This is a genomic window from Variovorax sp. GW821-FHT09D07 (genome assembly GCF_059416345.1).
In genome coordinates this window covers 754,401-772,571 of the sequence record NZ_JBWKOY010000001.1, presented here as the reverse complement: position 1 = coordinate 772,571, position 18,171 = coordinate 754,401, and the positions used below count along the sequence as shown (strand labels likewise).

At 66.3% G+C, this 18,171-nt stretch carries 19 protein-coding genes; 1 reads left to right on the top strand and 18 read right to left on the bottom strand.

What is annotated here, in order from left to right; translation table 11 throughout:
- Nucleotides 1–21: 21 nt before the first annotated feature.
- The 15 genes from AC07OX_RS03600 to AC07OX_RS03530 all read right to left on the bottom strand — a co-directional run bounded on the left by AC07OX_RS03600 (nucleotide 22) and on the right by AC07OX_RS03530 (nucleotide 12,169).
- Nucleotides 22–2,067 (bottom strand): hypothetical protein, encoded by a 2,046-nt coding sequence (locus AC07OX_RS03600; RefSeq protein ID WP_495259891.1) that lies wholly within the window; start codon nucleotides 2,065–2,067, stop codon nucleotides 22–24.
- Nucleotides 2,068–2,278: 211 nt separating this feature from the next.
- Entirely contained in the window at nucleotides 2,279–4,786 is a 2,508-nt protein-coding gene (locus AC07OX_RS03595) for a TonB-dependent siderophore receptor (RefSeq protein WP_495259890.1), read from the bottom strand.
- 129 nt (nucleotides 4,787–4,915) lie between these two features.
- Nucleotides 4,916–5,911 (bottom strand): FecR domain-containing protein, encoded by a 996-nt coding sequence (locus tag AC07OX_RS03590; RefSeq protein WP_495259889.1) that lies wholly within the window; start codon nucleotides 5,909–5,911, stop codon nucleotides 4,916–4,918.
- On the bottom strand, nucleotides 5,908–6,432 hold the full coding sequence (locus AC07OX_RS03585) for a sigma-70 family RNA polymerase sigma factor (protein WP_495259888.1): 525 nt from the start codon (nucleotides 6,430–6,432) through the stop codon (nucleotides 5,908–5,910). Before AC07OX_RS03585 ends, AC07OX_RS03590 begins: the two co-directional genes overlap by 4 nt.
- A gap of 73 nt (nucleotides 6,433–6,505) precedes the next feature.
- A complete protein-coding gene (locus AC07OX_RS03580; protein WP_495259887.1) occupies nucleotides 6,506–6,877 on the bottom strand; it encodes a VOC family protein in 372 nt (123 codons plus the stop codon).
- A gap of 84 nt (nucleotides 6,878–6,961) precedes the next feature.
- On the bottom strand, nucleotides 6,962–7,501 hold the full coding sequence (locus tag AC07OX_RS03575; RefSeq protein WP_495259886.1) for a DUF6886 family protein: 540 nt from the start codon (nucleotides 7,499–7,501) through the stop codon (nucleotides 6,962–6,964).
- A 101-nt stretch (nucleotides 7,502–7,602) separates the two neighbouring features.
- A complete protein-coding gene (locus AC07OX_RS03570) occupies nucleotides 7,603–7,812 on the bottom strand; it encodes a DUF4287 domain-containing protein (protein WP_070061083.1) in 210 nt (69 codons plus the stop codon).
- Between the two features lie 55 nt (nucleotides 7,813–7,867).
- Nucleotides 7,868–8,284, bottom strand: a complete 417-nt coding sequence (locus AC07OX_RS03565) for a VOC family protein (protein WP_495259885.1) — start codon at nucleotides 8,282–8,284, stop codon at nucleotides 7,868–7,870.
- Between the two features lie 222 nt (nucleotides 8,285–8,506).
- Entirely contained in the window at nucleotides 8,507–9,421 is a 915-nt protein-coding gene (locus tag AC07OX_RS03560; RefSeq protein ID WP_495259884.1) for a hypothetical protein, read from the bottom strand.
- A 28-nt stretch (nucleotides 9,422–9,449) separates the two neighbouring features.
- Nucleotides 9,450–9,782, bottom strand: a complete 333-nt coding sequence (locus AC07OX_RS03555) for a hypothetical protein (RefSeq protein WP_495259883.1) — start codon at nucleotides 9,780–9,782, stop codon at nucleotides 9,450–9,452.
- Between the two features lie 82 nt (nucleotides 9,783–9,864).
- A complete protein-coding gene (locus AC07OX_RS03550) occupies nucleotides 9,865–10,113 on the bottom strand; it encodes a DUF1272 domain-containing protein (protein ID WP_495259882.1) in 249 nt (82 codons plus the stop codon).
- 66 nt (nucleotides 10,114–10,179) lie between these two features.
- Nucleotides 10,180–10,713, bottom strand: a complete 534-nt coding sequence (locus AC07OX_RS03545) for a GNAT family N-acetyltransferase (protein ID WP_495259881.1) — start codon at nucleotides 10,711–10,713, stop codon at nucleotides 10,180–10,182.
- A 25-nt stretch (nucleotides 10,714–10,738) separates the two neighbouring features.
- A complete protein-coding gene (locus AC07OX_RS03540) occupies nucleotides 10,739–11,059 on the bottom strand; it encodes a hypothetical protein (protein ID WP_495259880.1) in 321 nt (106 codons plus the stop codon).
- Nucleotides 11,060–11,063: 4 nt separating this feature from the next.
- Complete coding sequence (locus tag AC07OX_RS03535; RefSeq protein WP_495259879.1) at nucleotides 11,064–11,591, bottom strand: P-loop nucleotide/nucleoside kinase family protein; 528 nt, start codon at nucleotides 11,589–11,591, stop codon at nucleotides 11,064–11,066.
- Nucleotides 11,592–11,674: 83 nt separating this feature from the next.
- Complete coding sequence (locus AC07OX_RS03530) at nucleotides 11,675–12,169, bottom strand: Lrp/AsnC family transcriptional regulator (RefSeq protein WP_205736667.1); 495 nt, start codon at nucleotides 12,167–12,169, stop codon at nucleotides 11,675–11,677.
- 65 nt (nucleotides 12,170–12,234) lie between these two features.
- Between AC07OX_RS03530 and ilvB the strand changes: the two genes are divergently transcribed.
- Nucleotides 12,235–14,022: a biosynthetic-type acetolactate synthase large subunit gene (gene ilvB / locus AC07OX_RS03525; RefSeq protein WP_495259878.1), complete on the top strand. Its 1,788-nt coding sequence runs from the start codon at nucleotides 12,235–12,237 to the stop codon at nucleotides 14,020–14,022.
- Nucleotides 14,023–14,133: 111 nt separating this feature from the next.
- Here the strand turns inward: ilvB and AC07OX_RS03520 are convergent, their stop codons facing one another.
- The 3 genes from AC07OX_RS03520 to AC07OX_RS03510 form a co-directional block, all read right to left on the bottom strand.
- Nucleotides 14,134–15,492: an NHL repeat-containing protein gene (locus AC07OX_RS03520; protein WP_495259877.1), complete on the bottom strand. Its 1,359-nt coding sequence runs from the start codon at nucleotides 15,490–15,492 to the stop codon at nucleotides 14,134–14,136.
- Nucleotides 15,493–15,786: 294 nt separating this feature from the next.
- Nucleotides 15,787–17,508 (bottom strand): hypothetical protein, encoded by a 1,722-nt coding sequence (locus AC07OX_RS03515; protein WP_495259876.1) that lies wholly within the window; start codon nucleotides 17,506–17,508, stop codon nucleotides 15,787–15,789.
- A gap of 23 nt (nucleotides 17,509–17,531) precedes the next feature.
- On the bottom strand, nucleotides 17,532–18,170 hold the full coding sequence (locus tag AC07OX_RS03510; protein WP_495259875.1) for an FMN-binding negative transcriptional regulator: 639 nt from the start codon (nucleotides 18,168–18,170) through the stop codon (nucleotides 17,532–17,534).
- Nucleotide 18,171 lies beyond the last annotated feature (1 nt).

The window sequence follows — 18,171 nt, the reverse complement described above, 5'->3', positions numbered from 1 at the left end:
TACGTCGTCCCGAAGCCATCGCTAGTAGAGGTAAACCGCCCCCCGATTGACAGCGCTGTTGTCCGCCTGATCGCCACCGATGCCGGTTGCGGCGCTGCTTTCTCCTCGCGCCCCCACCGCGATCGTCCGGCCGTCTGCCGTGATGTCGATGGCCTCGCCGAACAGATCGCCGCTTCCCGTGTTGGAGGCCTTCAGATACTTCGCATGGGCGAACTGCGCGCCGGCCAGGCGATACACGTGGACCGCGCCGGACCCCGGGGCCGCGCCTTGCGTCGTGTCGGCATCGACTCCCGTTCCACTGCTCGAATCACCGCGCGCGGCGATCGCCAGGGCGGTGCCGTCCTGCGTGAGCGCCAGGCCGAACCCACCGAACATGGCGTCCGGCGTGAGCTGGGGCGCCGGGATCGTCTGGGCGAGGGCGTAGGTGCCCGCGTTGCGCCGGAACACATGGGCGACGCCGGCGCGAGACACGCCCGCAACCGACGCGTTGCGCGTGCCGATGATCACCGTGTTGCCATCGCCCGAGATGGCGGTGCTGGCGCCGAACAGATCGTGGAGGGTGGGCACCGGTGCCTTGAGGTAGGCCCGCTTGGTCCATGTGCCCGTGCCGGTGTCGTAGCCATAGACGAATGCCGCGCCGGCATTGGACACGCTGGTGTCGGTTTCATCGGTGAGCGAGCCGCTGGGCTCGTACTGCGCGCCCACCACGATCGTGCTGCCATCGGCCGAGATCTTTGCTTGCACGCCGAACAGCGAACCCGGCTGCGCATGCTCGGGTTCGATGGTGGCTTCCCGGGCCCAGGTGCCGCCCGTCTTGCGGTACACGTGAAAGCTTCCACCCCTGGCGCTGAAGTACTCCGAGACCACGACCACCGTGCCGTCCCGCGAGATGCCGAGGAACGCGCCGAAGTTGCCTATGAAACGCGGGGCTGGCGGGTTCCACTCGTCGGCCTGCGTCCAGCCCGAGGGGGTTCTCGAGAACACCTTCACCAGGCCCTGGTCGCCAAACGCCCCATCGTGGCCAGGCATGCCCACGAGCAAGGTGCCGTCGTCCGAGACGACTGGGTTGGGAACGCTCCCCACCTGGAAGCCCAGCGTTTGCACCCACTGCCACTGGCCCGCGCTGCGCGTGAACAGCTCCAGGGTGGCCCCATCGCCCACGGCCATGGCACTGCCGTCCGGGGACAGGGCAAGGCCTCGGCCGAAGGCGTGGGCGCCGGTGGACGTCGACTTGAAATAGCCGATCGCCCGGTTGCCATCCGGCGTGACCGGCAGCGACCAGGGGCTGCAGCCATTGGCATTGCAGGCCTGCAGCGCATGGCGCCATGCGGCCGGTGGCTGGGTCAGCGCCAGTTCCTGCCGCGCGTAGGTGGTGCTGCCGAGGTTGTCCGCCACCACCGTGAAGCTGCCTGTCGCGCCCGGGTCTTCACCCAGCCGGTAGTAGGTGGCGTTGGCGACGGCCGGCCAGCTGAACAGGAACGACTTGGGCGCATAGCCCACGCTGGGCGCGGCGGGAATCGGCGGCGGCTGCAACGACGGGTCGGCGGCGCACTGGGCCACCACCGAGGTGACGGCCGCGTTGACCGTGCCGCTGGCGCCGGTGAGCTTGCACAGCAGCCCGGCCGGTTGCGTGTGCACGGTCACGTCGTACGTCGCGCCTTCGGGCACGGCCTGCGCGAACGCGAAGTGGCCATCGGCCGTGAGGCTCAACGGGTCCGCACCGTTGTTGCGCAGCACCAGTGTTCCGCCCGCCAGGCCCGAGAGCGTGCCGCCCACCGTGTGCGTGATGGCCGCGCAGATCACGCGCACGTCGGTGACGGCGGCCGAGGCCGTGCCCTGGCCCGCGCTCACCGCGCAGGTCTGCCCCTGCGGTTGCCGGGCGATGCTCACTGCGTAGGGATTGCCGGCCGTCACCGGCTCGGTGAAGCGGAAGGCGCCGTCGGCCTCGAGGGTGAGATCGTCCTTGCCGTTGTTGCGCAGCACCAGCGTGCCGTTCAATCCCGAGACGCTGCCGCCGATGGGGTAGCTCGCGGCCGGCACATCGGGCTGCACAGGCACCACAGGCATCCATCCGATGCCGCCACCCCCGCCGTTGCCTCCGCCCCCGCATGCCGCCAGCACCAGTGCGGCCATCCATGCCGCATGCCTCGCAGCAAGGCGCTGCAGACCCCTCGATTGAATCACTCGCCCACCTCGTCTCGTTTGGTGACGAGATGCTATGCAGCGAGGCGGGCGCTGGAAATCCCAAGAAACTGGTAGACCCGAAGAACCACGCGGCTCACAGCCTGGGCGTGTACTTCACCGTGAACAGCACATTGCGCGGATCGCCGTAGTTGTTGTTCCCGTTGGCCTCGCTGTAGGCCGGGATGTAGTAGCGCTTGTCGAAGATGTTGTTGATGTTGACGGCGAGCGCCACCTCCGGCGTCAGCTGGTAGGCCAGACGCGCGCTCCACACGGCGAAGCCGGGCACCTTGTACGTGCGGTCGTAGCCCAGCGTGTGGCTCTGGATGCTGAAGCCGCCGCCCACGCTGAGCCGGCTCCAGTCGCCGGGCAACTGGTAGTTGGTCCACACGCGCAGCATGTGCTTGGGCGTCCACTGGCTGAAGATCTTGCCCTTGTTGTCCGGGTCTTCGAGGAACTTGGTGGTGTTGTAGGTGTAGCCCGCCGTGAGCTGCAGCCGCGGCGCGACCTCGCCGCTGACCTCGGCCTCGAAGCCCTGGCTGCGCACCTTGCCCGACGACTTGGAGCAATACCAGCCGTCGCAGGCAAAGCCGCCGTCGCGGTCGGTCACGGCGCGGTTGGTGTGGTTGTAGCGGAACACGGCCAGCGAGGTGTTCAGGCGGCCGTCCATCAGCTCGCCCTTCAGGCCCACCTCGTAGTTGCTGCCGATGATGGGCTTGAGCCCGTCGCCCGAGACGGTGCGCTCGGTCTGCGGCTCGAACACGTCGGTGTAGCTCGCGTAGGCCGACCATTGCTTGTTGAGCGCAAACACGAGGCCGACGTACGGGGTCACTTCGCCCGACGTGCTGACGGTGCTCGTGAAGCCCGCGGACTGGCTCGAGTAGAGGTAGTCGTACCAGCTCAGGCGCGCGCCGACGATGGCCGTGAGCGGCTCGGCCAGCTGGGCGCGCCAGCTGCCGTAGATGCCCTTTTGCCGCACGTCGTAGTGCGTGTGGCTCTTTCCGCCGCCGGCGGCCATGATGGTGTCGTAGTTCTGCGCCGGGCGGTTGTGGTCGATGGCGAAGATGTTGCCGCCGCCGCTGAACCGGCGCGCATACCGGTCGGTTGACTCGAACTTCGAGTAGTTGGCGCCGATGGTCAGGTCGTGCTGCATCGACAGTGCGTCGAAGCGTCCGCGCAGGTAGACGTCGAAGCCGAGCTTGCGCGAATCGAAGCGGGTGTCCCAGTCGGCGAAGTTCAGCCCGCTGCCGTCGGTTTGCACGTCGCCGTGCATGCGCTGGTGCTGCGCGCTGTTCTTCTCGTTCATGCCGAGCGCGGAGAACTTCAGCTTCCACTTGTCGTTGAAGCGGTGCTCGGCGTCGACATACACCGTGGTCTGCTCGATGTCGCTGTGGTTCCACAGGGCGCCCGTGAACACGGAGCGCGGCAGGCCGATGTCGGTGCCGTCCGGGTAGCGCGGAAAACCGCGCAGCATCGGACGCCCCTTGGCGTGCGAGTGGCTCACGCCGAAGCCGACGGTGGTGTCGGGGGAAATGTCGTAGTCGATGGCGCCGTAGAGCGAGCGCGTCTTGCGCCACACGTAGTCGGTGAACGAGTGGCTGCGGTCTTCGTCGACCACCACGCGGCCGCGCAGCGTGCCTTCGGCATTGAGCGGACCGCCGGCGTCGAGTTGCGCGCCGTAGTGGTCCCACGAGCCCGCCTTGCCGGTGAGCGTGAGCGTCTTCTCGGGCTGGCCGCGCTTGCGCACGAGGTTGATTGCGCCGCCCGGGCTGCCGGTGCCTTGCAGCAGGCCCGAGGCGCCGCGCAGCACCTCCACGCGGTCGAAGAACACCGTGTCTTCGGTGGCCCAGTTGCCCAGCGAGTACATGTTGCGCGGCACGGGCACGCCGTCGTATTGCCAGGCGTCGATCTGGAAGCCGCGCGACGTGAGGACCATGCCCGGGCCCACGCCCTTGACGCCCACCACGCCCGTGACGTTGTTGACCGCGTCGCGCAGGTCGACGAGACCCTGGTCGTCCATGCGCTGGCGCGTGATCACGCTCACCGACTGGGGAATGTCCTTGAGCGCCTGCTCGCCCTTGCCGAGCGTCAGCGCGCGCGCCGTGTACGAGCGCGTGCCTTCGGTGGTGGCGCTGCGTTCGGCCTCGGCCGTGACGGTGACCGGTGCGAGCGTGGTGCTGCCATCGGCGCCGGTGTCCGCAGGGCCGCCGATGCTCGAGCGACGCAGCGCATACGCGCCGCCCGCGCCACCCGCCGCCTCGAGGCCCGAGCCGGCCAACAGCCGCGCGAAGCCTTCGCCCACGGCATGCTGGCCCTGCAGGCCGGGCGAGCGCTTGCCCTGCGCGAGGGCAGGCGGAATCGTGATGCTCACGCCGGCGGAGGCAGCGAAGCTCGACAGGGCCTCGTCGAGTGGGCCGGGCGCGATGTTGTAGGCCTTGCGTGTTTCGGCCTGCGTGGCCGGTGCGTTGGGCACACCCGGCGTCTGCGCGGCGACCGTCCCGGTGGCGGCGCACGCCATGGCGAACAACGCGCCATGCACGGCGAGCGACAGTGCACGCAACGAGACGGTGTCGGAATCAAGGGGGGACGGTCGGCGACGGGCCATGGATTTCTCTCTCTCCTGCAAGGGTGTGAAGTTGCTGTTCCTCAAGGCTTCACACGCGAGGAAAGAAAAGGGGACAGGCCGCGACAGAAAAAATCGCAACGGCCGAAACCATCGCCGGCACCCGATGCCTCAACCGCCCGGCGCCACCACCGTGACCCAGTAGCGCGTGCGAAAGAGCACGTCCACCGGCAAGGCCTGCGGCAGGCTGTCGAGCACCGGGCCCGTGTCGCGCAGCTGGAACACGCCCGACACGCGCAGGTCGGCCACAGCCGGATCGCAGCGCAGCACGCCGGGCCGGTAGCGGCCCAGCTCGGCGAGGAAGTCGTGCAGCCGCATGCTCCTGGCGCGCAGGACACCGCGCGACCAATCGTCGGCATCGGCATCTGCCGCCGTGATCTCGCCGATGGCCGCCGAAGAGAACATGGCCTGCTCGCCGGCACGCACCACCGCCGCGAGGCTGCGCGCGTGCTCGGGGCGAACCTCGACCGCGCCGTCGAGCACCGTCAGATGACTGCGATCGCCTTCGTGCTGCCGGACCACGAAGCGCGTGCCCAGCGCACGCAGGCGCCCCTGCGCGGTCTCGACGATGAAGGGGCGGTAGGAGGCGTCGGAGGAGGGCACGGCATCGGGTGCCGTGTCGATGAGTATTTCGCCCGCATGCAGCCGCACGACGCGCTGCGTCGCGCCGTAGGCCACGTCGATGGCCGTTGCGGTGTTGAGCTGGATGCGCGTGCCGTCGGCCAGTCGCAGTTCGCGGCGCTCGCCCGTGGCGGTGCGGTGGTCGGCCAGCCATTCGCGCGCCGGTGATGCGCGCCACGCCAGCCAACCGGCGGGCGCTGCGGTCAGCAGCACGGCGAGTGCCTTGGCGGCGGTGCGGCGGTCGCTGCGCACCGCGCGGCCCAGCACCGGCATCGACAGTGCGCCCGGCAGCCTGCCGAACTTGCCGCTGACTTGCTCGGCGCGCTGCCAGGCCACTTCGTGCGCGGGGTCGGCCGCTCGCCAGCGTGTCCATTGCGTGCGATCGGCCGCCGTGGCTTCGCCCGACTGCAGCAGGACGAACCATTGCGCCGCCTGCAGGGCGACGGCCTTGTCGACCCCGACCGCCATCGTGCGTTGCACCGTCACGCGACGAGCAGGATGCAGCGGGCCATGGCCTCGGCCATGTAGCGCTTGACGGTGCGCTCGCTCACGCCCAGCTTCGCGGCGATCTCCGCATAGCCCAGCCCTTCGAGCTGCGCCATCAGGAAGGCCTGGCGCACCGGCGGCGCCAAGCCGTCGAGCATGGCGTCGATCTCCTGCAGGGTTTCGAGAATGATCGCCTGCTGCTCGGGCGAGGGCGCGAGCGGCTCGGGCAATGCGCTCAGCGCATCGAGGTACGCCTGCTCCAGCGAACGCCGGCGGTACAGGTTGGCCAGCAGGCGCTTGGCGACGACCGTCAGGTAGGCACGCGGCTCCCGCAATTGCCAGTCGCACTGCTTCTCGGGCGTGTGGTCTGGCGCGGTGAGGATGCGCAGGAAGGTGTCTTGTGCGAGGTCTGCCGCATCGAAGGCATTGCCGAGCTTCCTGCGCAGCCAGCCCTGCAACCACCCATGGTGCTCGCTATAGAGGGTGTGGATGTGCGGGTGCAGAGCGGGATCGGCGGCCATGGCGGACGTAGTGCGGTGGCCAAGCCATCCAAATAAGAATTATTCTCATTGTATGACGACTGTGCACCAATGGCTACGTTCGGGGCTGCTGCACCAACTGAAGTTCGTTGCCGGCGGGGTCGCGCAGCGTGGCGAGGATGCCGCCCCAGGACTGCGGCTCGGGGAGGCCGCTGAAGGTCACGCCGCGTGACGAGAGTTCGGTGTACTTCGACTGGATGTTGTCCACGTCGAAAGACAGGCCTGCGAAGCGGCCTACCAAGGCCAGGTCTTCCGGTGGGGCATCTGCTTCGACACTTTCGACCACAAGGCTCATGGGTCCTGCGTCGAACACGCAAAAGCCCTGTTCGCGTCCGTCGGCCTTCAGGGGCAGGCCGAGGATCTCTTCATAGAAGCGGGCGGCGAGGGCGAGGTCCTGGACGAAGATGCGGGCGGTGTGAAGCTGCATGGTGTCTCCTGGGTGAGGACGAGGTGTGTACTGTCGAAGGGCAACAGATCGAGATGACCACTTGCCCTCGGTTGGGCATTGAGGTCAGGCCCAACCCGACGCATTGCGCAAGCGTATGCCACTGGCATGCAGCGTGCTGTTCCAGACGCCACGCAAGGGCAGCAACGAGTCGACAACCCGCAACTCGGTGTGGCTGTCGTTCAAGGCCAGGGGAAGATTCGCGATTCTTTCGCAGCCCAGCGGACGCACCACGTTTCGACTGACGAACATGCCTGCGTCGTCAATGCACTCGAACGAGTGGACGGGAAACTCGTAGCGGAAGATCGAGCCAGATCGATGGCGGTCCACCCAGGCTCGCTCTATGAAAGCAATGGCCTGTACGCCGCACGGAAGATCGCCCATCCACGCCATTCGATCATCGGGACTCGATGCCGAGTGCGCCCAGACAACGATGCGCGGGCACTCTCGCGGAAAGAGATACAGCCGCTGGTGATCGGCATCGATGGCCCACACGAGCGGGCTGTTGAGCCATTCCTGACCGGGTTTGCGAAGTGCCGGCTGGCGTACAGAGCGTGGCGTGAACTGGTCGATCTGACCGTCTTCGCTGAAGTGAAAGAGGCGCATGTCGGGGAGTCAAAGGTCGACTCGAGTCGTCGCGGCGAAAAGGCCGCCCGCTCGCATGACCGTGAGCCGAAGGTATGCATTCTTGGCGCCGATGGCGCGTGCTATTTTTTCGCAAGAAACGCTGCAACCAAGGCATTCGCATGCCCATGACCCATCTGGTGCTGGGTCTTGAGCTGGCTCACGAGCTCCATGTGCTTCAGCGGGCCCGCAGCCTGAAGAATGTCCATCCAATGCGCGATCGGTTGGCCGTAGGTCTTCTCGATGGAGGGGAAGTACGAGGCGGGTCCTTTTACCTTGGCGGTCTCGGTCATGGGCGGTTCTTTCGCAGGTGGAGAGTGATATTCGTGCAACCGTGGGAGGGCATTCTTACAGCTGCCAGCTCCTGTTGCTGGCATTGGGCTGGATCAGGTCCCACATGTTCCCGCACAGGTCCTTGAACACCGCCACGACCCCGTGCGGTTGCTCCTCCGGCGGGCGGACGAACTCGACGCCTGCGGCCTTGTACTTTTCGTAGTCTCGCCAGAAGTCGTCCGTGTAGAGGAACAGGAACACACGGCCGCCGGCCTGGTCGCCGATGGCGCGTTGCTGTTCTGGCGCCGATGCTTGCGCCAGGAGAAGGCAGGCCCCTTGTCCGCCTTGCGGTTTGACCACGACCCAGCGCTTTCCTTGCGCAGGCACGGGCGTGTCTTCGACGAGTTCGAAGCCGAGTGTGCCGACGAAGAATTCGAGTGCCTTGTCGTAGTCGGGGACCACCAAGGAGATGAGGCCGAGTGATTGGTGCATGGGTTGTGGTCGGAAGAATCAGGGACGGCAATAGGATCAATCGCTCATGTGCGACCCTAGTCCATGCGCAAATGGTATCGGAGTAAGTGGCCCATACCGGCTGTATGAATTCCTCCATCGCTGATGCTCGGCGGGCCAATCTCGTCTGCTTGTTGGCGGCTTCCTGTTGTTCTGGTCGTGAGATCGGAGCGTAAGGGAGCTTCGGCAATCCTTGGGATCAGCTCAGAGGATGTGTGTGCCTCGTGCTCGGATACGATCAACCTTCAGTTTTGCAGAGGCATAGCAGTCCGCAAATCGACTTGCATTCTCGGGAAGTGACGCCAAAGAAAAGAAAATTGCAAAGGCCTCTTCCACGATGTCCCTGTGCCTCTCTCTCAGCATTTTGAATACTTGGCGCTGAGATATTTCAGGGCTGCCGGCAGCACGCCACCGTTCATTTAGATGGGCTACCCGCTCGATGGATGCTCGGCGCGAGCATCGCTCCTCAATGTATTGCACTAGCGTTTTTTCAAACCACTGCTCGGCGGCGGCGGCAAACCAAGTGCCGGCCGACAGCCGCTGCTGCTGCAACTGCCTGACCGCTTCACCAACGTCGGGGTTTCGTAGAAACTCCCGATAGAAGCCTTGCAAACCAGAGCGGATTTCGTAAGGACTAATTTCAGCCGTTGAAGAGATTAGCGCATAGCACGGGGCGGGCTCGATCGGAGCCATGTGACTACTGAAATATGCTCCAAAGCAAGCGGACACGATCGCCACGAGGTTGAAATTGGTAGCGATGTTGACGCGGCTCAACGCCCTGCTCAGGTCGGCCCAAGACAGCATGCTGCTGTTTGCAAACTCAAGCCCGTGGTTTTGATCCCCATGGCACTCAATTTGAACGACTGGCCGCATGCCTCGTTCTCCATCTTCCTCTAGTTGGCTTATAAGCCGCAAAAAGTCGAGGTAGCTTTCGCAGTTGATGAGCTCTACAGATACCGGAAGCCCCTGGCTTTGCATCTCCACGCTAATGAAGTCGGCCATCTGCTTGCCGGTTTGCGTCTCATGCGGTTCCAGCGATTGGACGATCACCACGTGGTTAAAACGGAAACCGCTTATCCTCCCCTTGGGTACGAGCTTCCATGTTTCGTTGTCGGTCATGGTCGTGTTCTCACAAAGCTCAATGCGATCAGGCATCTGGACCAAGCACGGCCTGATGTGTCGCAGGCGACACCGATACCCGACTGCCGATTGGAACGGCTGCTTTATCGACATCGAGCAAAGATATGACCACACGCCACGCCCGCTTTCGCTGCTCCTCGGAAGGAGCATTGCCAAAGTTGAAGTGCATGATATGAAGCTGAGCCCGCGCTGAGATTTTCTTGCCGTCTGGGGTGGCAACAACAACCTGTTCCGAGATGTTCTTCCAGCCATCCCGTACTGGGAAATCAGGCACCAAAGTCAGGCCGATACCCGAAAGCTGAAATCGTTCTTCTACGGTCAGCAGTTCGAATAGTTTCAATGAATTGAACTCCTGCAACGCATCGTCGGTCTTGGCCGAAAATCCAGTCGGTCAGTGACGGGACAGGTCTTAATAGCGTACTTCATAGGACTTCCGTACAACCTTCAGGCTTGAACACCCGCGTGGTCGATGCCGGAAAATTTTCAAGCTTGGCCGCTGGCCGCGACGGGCGCGGGACCAGCTCTCCGCCGCAGTTCGGGCATGTGCCTGTGAGGCGTTGGTTCGCGCAATCACTGCAGAACGTGCACTCGAAAGAACAGATGCGGGCATCGGCCGAATCCGACGGCAAGTCTCGGTCGCAGCATTCACACCCGGGGCGCATTTGGAGCATGGCGAAACCTCAGAGAGCGTTTTGTCAGTCGAGCTTAAACGAAGGCAAGGTGGCCGATGACGGAAGTCAGTCCGCCGATCCAACGGGCTTGAGTGCAAGGCTCATCGGCTGCACCATCAGATTCGAGTGTTCCCGCAGCGGCTCCAACGCGCCATCGGGGCGGAAGCCGCACCCCATGTACAGGCGCATCGCGGGCGTGTCTGCGACTGTGACTCCCAGGCCCACGCGCTTCATCCCCGCGCGCGCGGCCCAGGAAACCGCCGCTTCGAGCAAAGCGCGACCGGCTCCCATGCCTCGTGATGCGGGGTCGACCCACATCTGGAAAAGATGGGCGACAGCCGGTTCATCACTGGACAACTTGCACCAGATCAGACCGCATGCGTCGTTGCGGTTGAACGCGAAAAGCACACGGTCTTTCCCGGACGAAGTTGCCGCGGCAATGCGGGCGGACCACATCGCATCGGTTCTCGTGGCCTCTGCTTCGTATGTGCTTCCGAAGGCGTCCGGGGAATCGAGCAACGCCCGCAGGCGCAGGTCTCGATAGGTCTTCCATTCATCGGGTTTCGCTGGTTGCACCGAGATCTCTACGGTCGGGTTCATGGACGATCGTTCATTCAAAAAAATACTAGCGAATGCCGCGACGCATGCGGTTCAAGCGGCTGCTCATGATCCACGCAACCACCGGCCCGATCACCATGCCAGCCAGGCAGCTCCACACAACGACATGGCTCTTGAGTTCCAGCAGCCAGGTGAGCATCGGGTACTGCGCCGCCACGGCGTCCGGGAAGCTCCACCAATAGGAAGCGCCGCGGCTGGAGCCCGTGCGATGTTTGGTGCCGTCGAGCCAGTAGGCGGCCAACGGTGCAAGGCCCAGATAGGCAAACATCGCCGCCCAGGGCCCGAGCACGATGGCGCCCAGGAAGGCGTCGATGAAACGGGAGCGCATCGATTTACCGTTCACGCATGCGCCGCCAGATCAGGTCCGCCGCCTCGCTCGCACTCACCAGCGCCGAGTCGATGACCAGGCGGCTCGTGCCCCAGGCCTCGTAGTCATGCCCAAGCACAGCCTCCCAGCTCGGCAACGCAAAGCCCGCAATGTCGGCCTCCCGGTTCTCCACGCGCCTGCGATGTTCAACGACGTCAGAGCACACGACCTCGATCTCCACCAGATGCGACGAGGTCTCCGCCGCCACGGCCCGCCACGCCTCACGCGTGACCGGCAGCGGGTTGACGCAATCAGCAACCACGGACATGCCGAGCGCAAGGTTGGACCGAGCCAGCGCGTAGGCCACGACGTAGCCCGCCGGGCCCACGTCGTCAGTGTGCCCGCTTGCGGTTTTCAGTGCGTGCTCGATGGCGTCGATGCGCAGGTACACCGACGGGGCGCGCGCCACGAGTTCGCGCGCGATCGTGGTCTTGCCTGTGCCGGGCAGTCCGCTCAGGACGATCAGGGCTCGATGTTCCGAAGTCGATCTCATGGAAGGGGAAGGGGATGGCGTCTGCGAAGGGCCGTTCGTCGGCGATCGTACCCACCGTTCGGTCATGCGGGCCCGTCGATTCGTCAGATCAGCGGCACCGTCGCTTCCTTCAGCACCCGCAGCACGAAGTGCGACTTGCTATGGCGAATGCCGGGGATCTTGTAGAGCTTCTCGCGCAGCAGTCGCTCGTAGTCGCGCGTGTCGCGCACGGCGATGCGGATGTAGTAGTCGTAGTCGCCCGACACGAGGTAGGCCTCCTGGATCTCGGGAATGGTGGCGAGGGTGCGGCCGAAGTCGTACAGGGTTTCGTCGGTGTGGCTCTCGAGCGTGACCTGCACGATGACCGAATCGTGGTACCCCAGCTTGGCCGGGTCGACGTCGACGGTGTAGCGCTTGATGACGCCCGAGGCCTCGAGCTTCTTGATGCGCGTCCAGCAACTGGTGGGCGACAGGCCGACCTCGTTGCCGATCTCCTGCAGGGTCTTGCGCGAGTCGAGCAGCAGCACCCGCAGGATCGCCAGATCGGTCTTGTCGAAAGATCCTTCGCTGTCTGTCGATGTTTGGCGATTGGTTTTCATGTTTCGAGCTCAAACGGCCAAAAGAAAGAAGCAAATTCTGCCTCAAGAGCGGAAGAATTGACGGCATGCGACTGCTCGACCTTCCCCCCACATCCTCGCCCTCCCTCTCGCCGGCCATGCCCGAGACCCCACCCCGCGTGCGCAACGGCGCCGAAGCGCTGCTCGACACGCTGGTCGAGTGCGGCGTCGACACGATCTTCGGCTACCCCGGCGGCGCGGCGCTGCCGCTGTACGACGCGCTGCACGGCGAACCCCGGCTGCGCCATGTGCTGGTGCGCCACGAGCAGGCGGCGGTGCACGCGGCCGAGGGCTATGCGCGCAGCACGGGCCGCGTCGGCGTGGTGCTGGTCACCTCGGGGCCGGGCGTGGGCAACACGATCACGGGGCTGCTCGACGCGATGAGCGATTCGGTGCCGGTGCTGTGCATCAGCGGGCAGGTGTCGACGGCGGTGATCGGCACGCAGGCTTTCCAGGAAAGCGATGCGCTGGGCATGTCGCGTCCGGTGACCAAGTGGAACCGGCAGGTTCGCGCGGCCGACGACGTGCCCGCGCTGGTGCGCCGCGCGCTCGACATCGCCACCACCGGCCGCCCCGGTCCGGTGCTGCTCGACGTGCCGAAGGACATCCAGCTGATGCGCCTCACGCACGGCGCCGCGCCGGCCCCGCTGCGCGCGCTGCGCACGGGCCGCGCGCCGTTGCCGCCGCGGGCGATGCTGCAGCGCGCCGCCGACCTGATCTCGACCGCGCGCCGGCCGGTGCTCTACGGCGGCGGCGGGCTCATCAACTCGGGGCCGGCGGCCTGCGAGGCGTTCACGCAGCTCGTGCATCGGCTGCACGCGCCGTGCACGCTCACGCTGATGGGGCTGGGCGCGTTCCCCGCGTCCGACCCGAAGTTCGTCGGCATGCTGGGCATGCACGGCATGCTCGAAGCCAACCTCGCGATGCACGAGGCCGACCTGGTGGTGTGCGTGGGCGCGCGTTTCGACGACCGCGTGACGGGCAAGCTCGACGAGTTCTGCCCGCACGCCCGCAAGATCCACATCGACATCGACCCCGGCAGCATCAACAAGGTGGTGCACGTCGACGTGCCGATGGTGGGCGACTGCGGCGCCATCGTCGAAGCGCTGTTGGGGCTGCTGCCCGAAGACTTTGCGCCCGAGCGGCTGGCGCCGTGGTGGGCGCGCATCGAGCGCTGGCGCGCCGAAGACTGCCTGGCCTTCACGCCGTCGGCCGAGGAGATCCTGCCGCAGCAGCTGATGTCGTCGCTGCAGCGCGCCATCGCGGGCCGCGACGCGATCGTCTCGACCGACGTGGGCCAGCACCAGATGTGGGCCGCGCAGTACCTGCGCTTCGACAGCCCGCGCCACTGGCTCACCTCGGGCGGCGCCGGCACCATGGGCTACGGGCTGCCCGCGGCCATCGGCGCGCAGATCGGCCACCCCGACGCGCTCACGGTGTGCGTGAGCGGCGACGCCTCGGTGCTGATGAACATCCAGGAGCTGTCGACGGCGATGCAGCACGGCACGGCCGTGAAGCTGGTGCTGAGCAACAACGGCTACATGGGCATGGTGCGCCAGTGGCAGGAGCTGAACCATGGCAACCGCCTGAGCCACAGCTGGAACGAGGCGCTGCCGGATTTCGTGGCGCTGGCGAAGGCTTTTGGGTGGGGCGCGCGGCGGGTGTCCGATCCGGCGGAGCTGGAAGAGGCGTTGGCCGAATGTCTGGCGAGCGACGGGCCGTTCTTTCTCGACGTGCAGGTGGCGGCGCAGGAGAACTGCTTCCCGATGATGCCGTCGGGGTGCGGGCACCACCGGGTGATGCTGGCGAAGGACCGGTGGTACGAGGGGGAGTGAGGGCAGGGGCCTGACAACATCGCGCGGCCTCCATCGCCGCTCACCGCCGAAGACGGCAGCTGACGCGGCGACGCGCTCGGCGCACGTCGCCGCAGCGCGCCGCAGCACGCTTCAGGGCGCCCGAACCGGCGTGACCTTGCGGATCACATTGCCGTAGGTGTCGGCGACATACAGCGTGCCCGCTGCATTGATCGTGAGCCCTTGCGGCTTATTGAACATGGCAGCCTTGCCGATGCCGTCTTGGCTACCCGGCGTACCCTCTTGGCCGGCGAGCGTGGAGACCACCCCTGCCGGTGTGATCCTGCGCAACAGGCTGTTCCCGAAATCGGCCACGTAGACATTGCCGTCCGCGTCGACAGTGACGCCGCGGGGATTGGAGAAAGTCGCGGAGTTGCCGGGGCCATCGGTGGCGCCGGGCGTCCCCGTCCCTGCAAGTGTCGTGACCACCCCGGCGGGGGTGATCTTGCGAATTCGATGGTTCTCGGAGTCGGCGACGTAGAGGTTGCCTGACGCATCGATGGCAATGTTGTAGCCGCGCCCGAATTTCGCGGCGGGTCCCGTGCCATCGGCAAAGCCCCGCGGGCTGCTGCCGGCAAGTGTGGTGACATTGAGGGCCGGGTCGATCTTGCGAACGACGCCGCCGCCATACTCCAGAACGTACAGATTGCCGGCAGCATCCACGGCCACCGAGATGGGCGCGTTGAAGGTGGCGGCGGTTCCGTTGCCATCGGTCGTGGTGTTCGTGCCATTGATGCCCGCCACCGTGGTCACATCGCCCGTCGGCGTGATCTTGAAGATTCGATGGCTTTGGGCGTCCGCGATGAAGACGGTGTCGTTCGCATCCACGGTGAGGTTGGTGGGGTCTGCGAACGGCGGGTTGGGGCCGTCGCCGGCAAACGTAGTGACGTCGGCCTCGGGCGAAATCTTGCGCACGAAACTGTTTCCCCAGTCGCCGATGAGCAGACCACCATCCTTTGTGAAGGCGATGCCGGAAGGCAGCAAGAACGATGCAGCCGTACCCTTGCCGTTGACGGCGCCCTGGGTGCCGTCGCCGGCGAACGTCTCGACCTTGGCCGCGGCGGCCGAGCAGGCCACCGTCACGTCGCTCACGTCGGCCGAGGCCTTGCCGGTGTCCTTGGTGACGGTACAGAACTGCCACAGGGGTTGCGTACGGATGCTGACCTTGTAGTCCGAGCCCTCGACCAGGGTCGTTGCAAAGGTGAACTTGCCATCGGCCGACAGCTGGAGGTCGTCGCCGGCATTGTTTTGCAGCACCAGGCGGCCTTCAAGGCCGGTGACCGTGCCGCCGATGGAATGCTTCACGACGGGCGGCACTGTCGCCGGAGGGGGCGGTGCGACCATCGGCAGAAAAGTACCGCCACCTCCACCCCCGCCGCACGATGCCACCAACATGACCGCACCGGCCACGGCGCCGATTCGCGCGACCGAACTTGCTTGACTGAAAAGCATCTTGACTCCTCTTTATGGTTGTATGGCTCAACAAAAAGAAGCCCCCTGCCGACGGGCGTGCAGGGGGTTTCTAAATGTCAATCATTGTTAAAAAGAGTGTCCGATGACATCCCTGGAATTGGGTATTTTTTTACGGTCGGCCCTCTCATCTGGCGCCAGCAATGGCTCCCTGGTCCGCCAGCCAGGGGGACCTGACAACGTCGCGCGGCCTTCATTGCCGCTCACCTTCACCCCAACGCTCTCCCGCAAGCGGGAGAGGGAGTCATTCATTCGGGAGCCGTCCGGGAGCCCCCTTCACGAGTGCCCGTCCACCCGCATCTGGAACAGGAAGTAGGGCGGAATGCACGCCCCGCGTCCTTCGGGTTGGCCTTCGGCTTGCGCGCAGATGTAGTCCTCGCGGCAAGGCTGTTGCGCCGAGCAGCTGCGCAGGTTGCCGGGCCGTGTGTGCTTGCTCAGGCAATCCCCGAAGGGTTGCTTGGCTGCCAGGCACTGGTTGAAGTCGCTGAGGATGGCGATGCCACCGCAGGTGCCGTTCGGGTCTTTCGGATCGCAGCGGCCTGAGCACATGCCGCCGGGGAATCCGACCGAGGTTTTCTCGCAGACCGAATCCGCGCCTTCGCAGGTCGTGGTGGCGGTGCGCGGCAGCTTCTGCGCGCGGTCGCGCCATGGGTCGGCCGAGGCGGTGATGCGCGTGGGCTCGCAGCTGGCGCCGACGGTGGCTTTGTCGGGCGCGGCGTTCGCGTCGTCCGGCGAGGCCAGCGGGCGGAACGGGTCGGGCACGGGCGTCGTCAACGCGGCCTTCACATAGCGCTCGCGCCGCGCCAGTTCATCCTGCAAATGCGGCGAGTGCGGCAGCGCGAGCGCGTTGCCGGTCGTGAAGGTGCGCGAGGCGCCGCGCCGGTCCACGCCCAACAGGTGAAAGCCCGCGACCGCGCGGCTCTGGTGGCAGCCCGCGCAGCTCAGGTCGTCGAGCCGGCGCAGCACGGCCTGCGATGACTGCAGCGTGCGGCTGCCGGGCACGGGCTGCCAGTCGCCGGGCGCGAACAGTTGCTCGAAGGAACGGTTCGCCAGGCGCTCGAGGCCGCGCGGCGCGACGGAGATCGACTCGGTCGCCAGGAAGCGATCGGGGATGCGCACGGTGGCGCTGTCGAGCGCGCGCAGCGTGTCGGGTTGCTGCAGCCATTGCAGCAGCGCCTTGCGCAGCGGGGCATCGGCCTTGAGCTTCGCGACGTCGGGGGTGTTCTCGAGCGGACCCGCGTCGAAGCGCTGCGTGCCCGCGTTCCAGCGGAAGGCGCGCAGCAGGTACTCGGCATGGCCGCCCAGGTCGGGCCGCACGGCCGAGGGCCAGCGCACGCTCTGCAGGTTGGTCGTCACCTGCGCGATGCGGGCCTGCGCGAGCCGCGGCGGCGCGAGCGGGCCGTCGGCCGACACGAGCCAGCGGCCGACGGCCTCGTCTTTCATCGACGTCTGTGGCGGCTGCCAGCGCCGCGCGGCACTGGCGCAGCTGCCGTCGGCATCGGGCGCATCGCCGCGCAGCTCGACGGCGACGGTCATCGGCAGGCGCGACTGCATCGCAGCCGAGCGGTACGCCAGCCGGTACACGAGCCGCGTCTCGCCGCAGGCGCCGGGCTGGAAGGGGCGGCGGTCCATGCGGTTGGCCACGCCGACCAGCTCGAAGAAGGCGTCGGGGCTGGCGAGCCAGCGCGCGTCGAAGATCCGGTGCGGGTAGCGCGCAATGCCGACGCCGGCCTGCGGGTCGCGGCGTTGCAGGGCGGCGAGGCTGGTCTTCAGCGGGTCGGCAATCGATTGCCAGGCGGGCGCGCGTGCGAGTGCCTGGTTGGTGGCGATGCCGCTGGTCGCAGAGGGCACGTCGAACCAGCGGCCGAAACCGGCGCCGGCTTTCTCGGCGGCCTGCAGCGCGACGGGCGAGGTGACGAGCAGTACCGGGTCGGCCGCGTGGACGAGGGAGGACGCGAGCGCGAGGCCGGCGGTCAGAAGGTGAAGTAGGCGTGGCACGCGGACGATTGTGCCGCCGCGATTCAGCCCGTCACCGTCAACGCCATCTGCTGCCGCATGAGCCCGGCCACGGCCACGCCCTGCGGATCGCCCAGCCGCTCGAGTGCGGCGATCACGCCCTTGCGATCCTCTTCCGAGCGGTCCTGGTTGAGCTTGAACTTGCCTTCGAGCACGCGCACGGGAATCTCGACCGCCGCGATCATGTCCAGGCGCGGCGCCACGAAGTCGAAGGGCATGGCGTCGAAGTCCCAGTTGCCGCCCAGCGGCGTGTCGTACAGCGCGACGGTGCGGCGCAGCACGGCATGGATGGCCATGCGCTTCTCGATCACGCGGGGCGTGCCACGCGCGTGGATCGCGGTGTAGTTCCAGGTCGGGAAGGTGCTCTGCTTCACGTACCAGCTGGGCGTGACGAAGGCATGCGGCCCCTGGAAGATGGCGAGCACTTCGGCGCCCGCACGCAGTTCGTCGAACTGCGGGTTCTTCTTCGACAGGTGCGTGGTGAGCAGGCCGGGGCCGTCGTCTTGTGCATCGAGCAGGAAGGGCAGGTGCGTGGCGCTGGCGCCCGACGGGCCGACGGTGATGAGCGTGCCGAAGCTCCAGGCGCGGATGCCGGCGTGCAGCGTCGCGAGGTCGTCTTCGATGTACGGCTTGGGCGTGTACATG

What these genes read in the sequence shown, in the direction of transcription:
- AC07OX_RS03570 (WP_070061083.1), bottom strand. Translation starts at nt 7,812, where the DNA reads ATGACCGAGACCGCCAAGGTAAAAGGACCCGCCTCGTACTTCCCCTCC.
- AC07OX_RS03600 (WP_495259891.1), bottom strand. Translation starts at nt 2,067, where the DNA reads ATGCCTGTGGTGCCTGTGCAGCCCGATGTGCCGGCCGCGAGCTACCCC.
- ilvB (WP_495259878.1), top strand. Translation starts at nt 12,235, where the DNA reads ATGCGACTGCTCGACCTTCCCCCCACATCCTCGCCCTCCCTCTCGCCG.
- AC07OX_RS03530 (WP_205736667.1), bottom strand. Translation starts at nt 12,169, where the DNA reads ATGAAAACCAATCGCCAAACATCGACAGACAGCGAAGGATCTTTCGAC.
- AC07OX_RS03575 (WP_495259886.1), bottom strand. Translation starts at nt 7,501, where the DNA reads ATGCGCCTCTTTCACTTCAGCGAAGACGGTCAGATCGACCAGTTCACG.
- AC07OX_RS03580 (WP_495259887.1), bottom strand. Translation starts at nt 6,877, where the DNA reads ATGCAGCTTCACACCGCCCGCATCTTCGTCCAGGACCTCGCCCTCGCC.
- AC07OX_RS03560 (WP_495259884.1), bottom strand. Translation starts at nt 9,421, where the DNA reads ATGACCGACAACGAAACATGGAAGCTCGTACCCAAGGGGAGGATAAGC.
- AC07OX_RS03550 (WP_495259882.1), bottom strand. Translation starts at nt 10,113, where the DNA reads ATGCTCCAAATGCGCCCCGGGTGTGAATGCTGCGACCGAGACTTGCCG.
- AC07OX_RS03510 (WP_495259875.1), bottom strand. Translation starts at nt 18,170, where the DNA reads ATGTACACGCCCAAGCCGTACATCGAAGACGACCTCGCGACGCTGCAC.
- AC07OX_RS03535 (WP_495259879.1), bottom strand. Translation starts at nt 11,591, where the DNA reads ATGAGATCGACTTCGGAACATCGAGCCCTGATCGTCCTGAGCGGACTG.
- AC07OX_RS03585 (WP_495259888.1), bottom strand. Translation starts at nt 6,432, where the DNA reads ATGGCCGCCGATCCCGCTCTGCACCCGCACATCCACACCCTCTATAGC.
- AC07OX_RS03520 (WP_495259877.1), bottom strand. Translation starts at nt 15,492, where the DNA reads ATGCTTTTCAGTCAAGCAAGTTCGGTCGCGCGAATCGGCGCCGTGGCC.
- AC07OX_RS03545 (WP_495259881.1), bottom strand. Translation starts at nt 10,713, where the DNA reads ATGAACCCGACCGTAGAGATCTCGGTGCAACCAGCGAAACCCGATGAA.
- AC07OX_RS03595 (WP_495259890.1), bottom strand. Translation starts at nt 4,786, where the DNA reads ATGGCCCGTCGCCGACCGTCCCCCCTTGATTCCGACACCGTCTCGTTG.
- AC07OX_RS03565 (WP_495259885.1), bottom strand. Translation starts at nt 8,284, where the DNA reads ATGCACCAATCACTCGGCCTCATCTCCTTGGTGGTCCCCGACTACGAC.
- AC07OX_RS03540 (WP_495259880.1), bottom strand. Translation starts at nt 11,059, where the DNA reads ATGCGCTCCCGTTTCATCGACGCCTTCCTGGGCGCCATCGTGCTCGGG.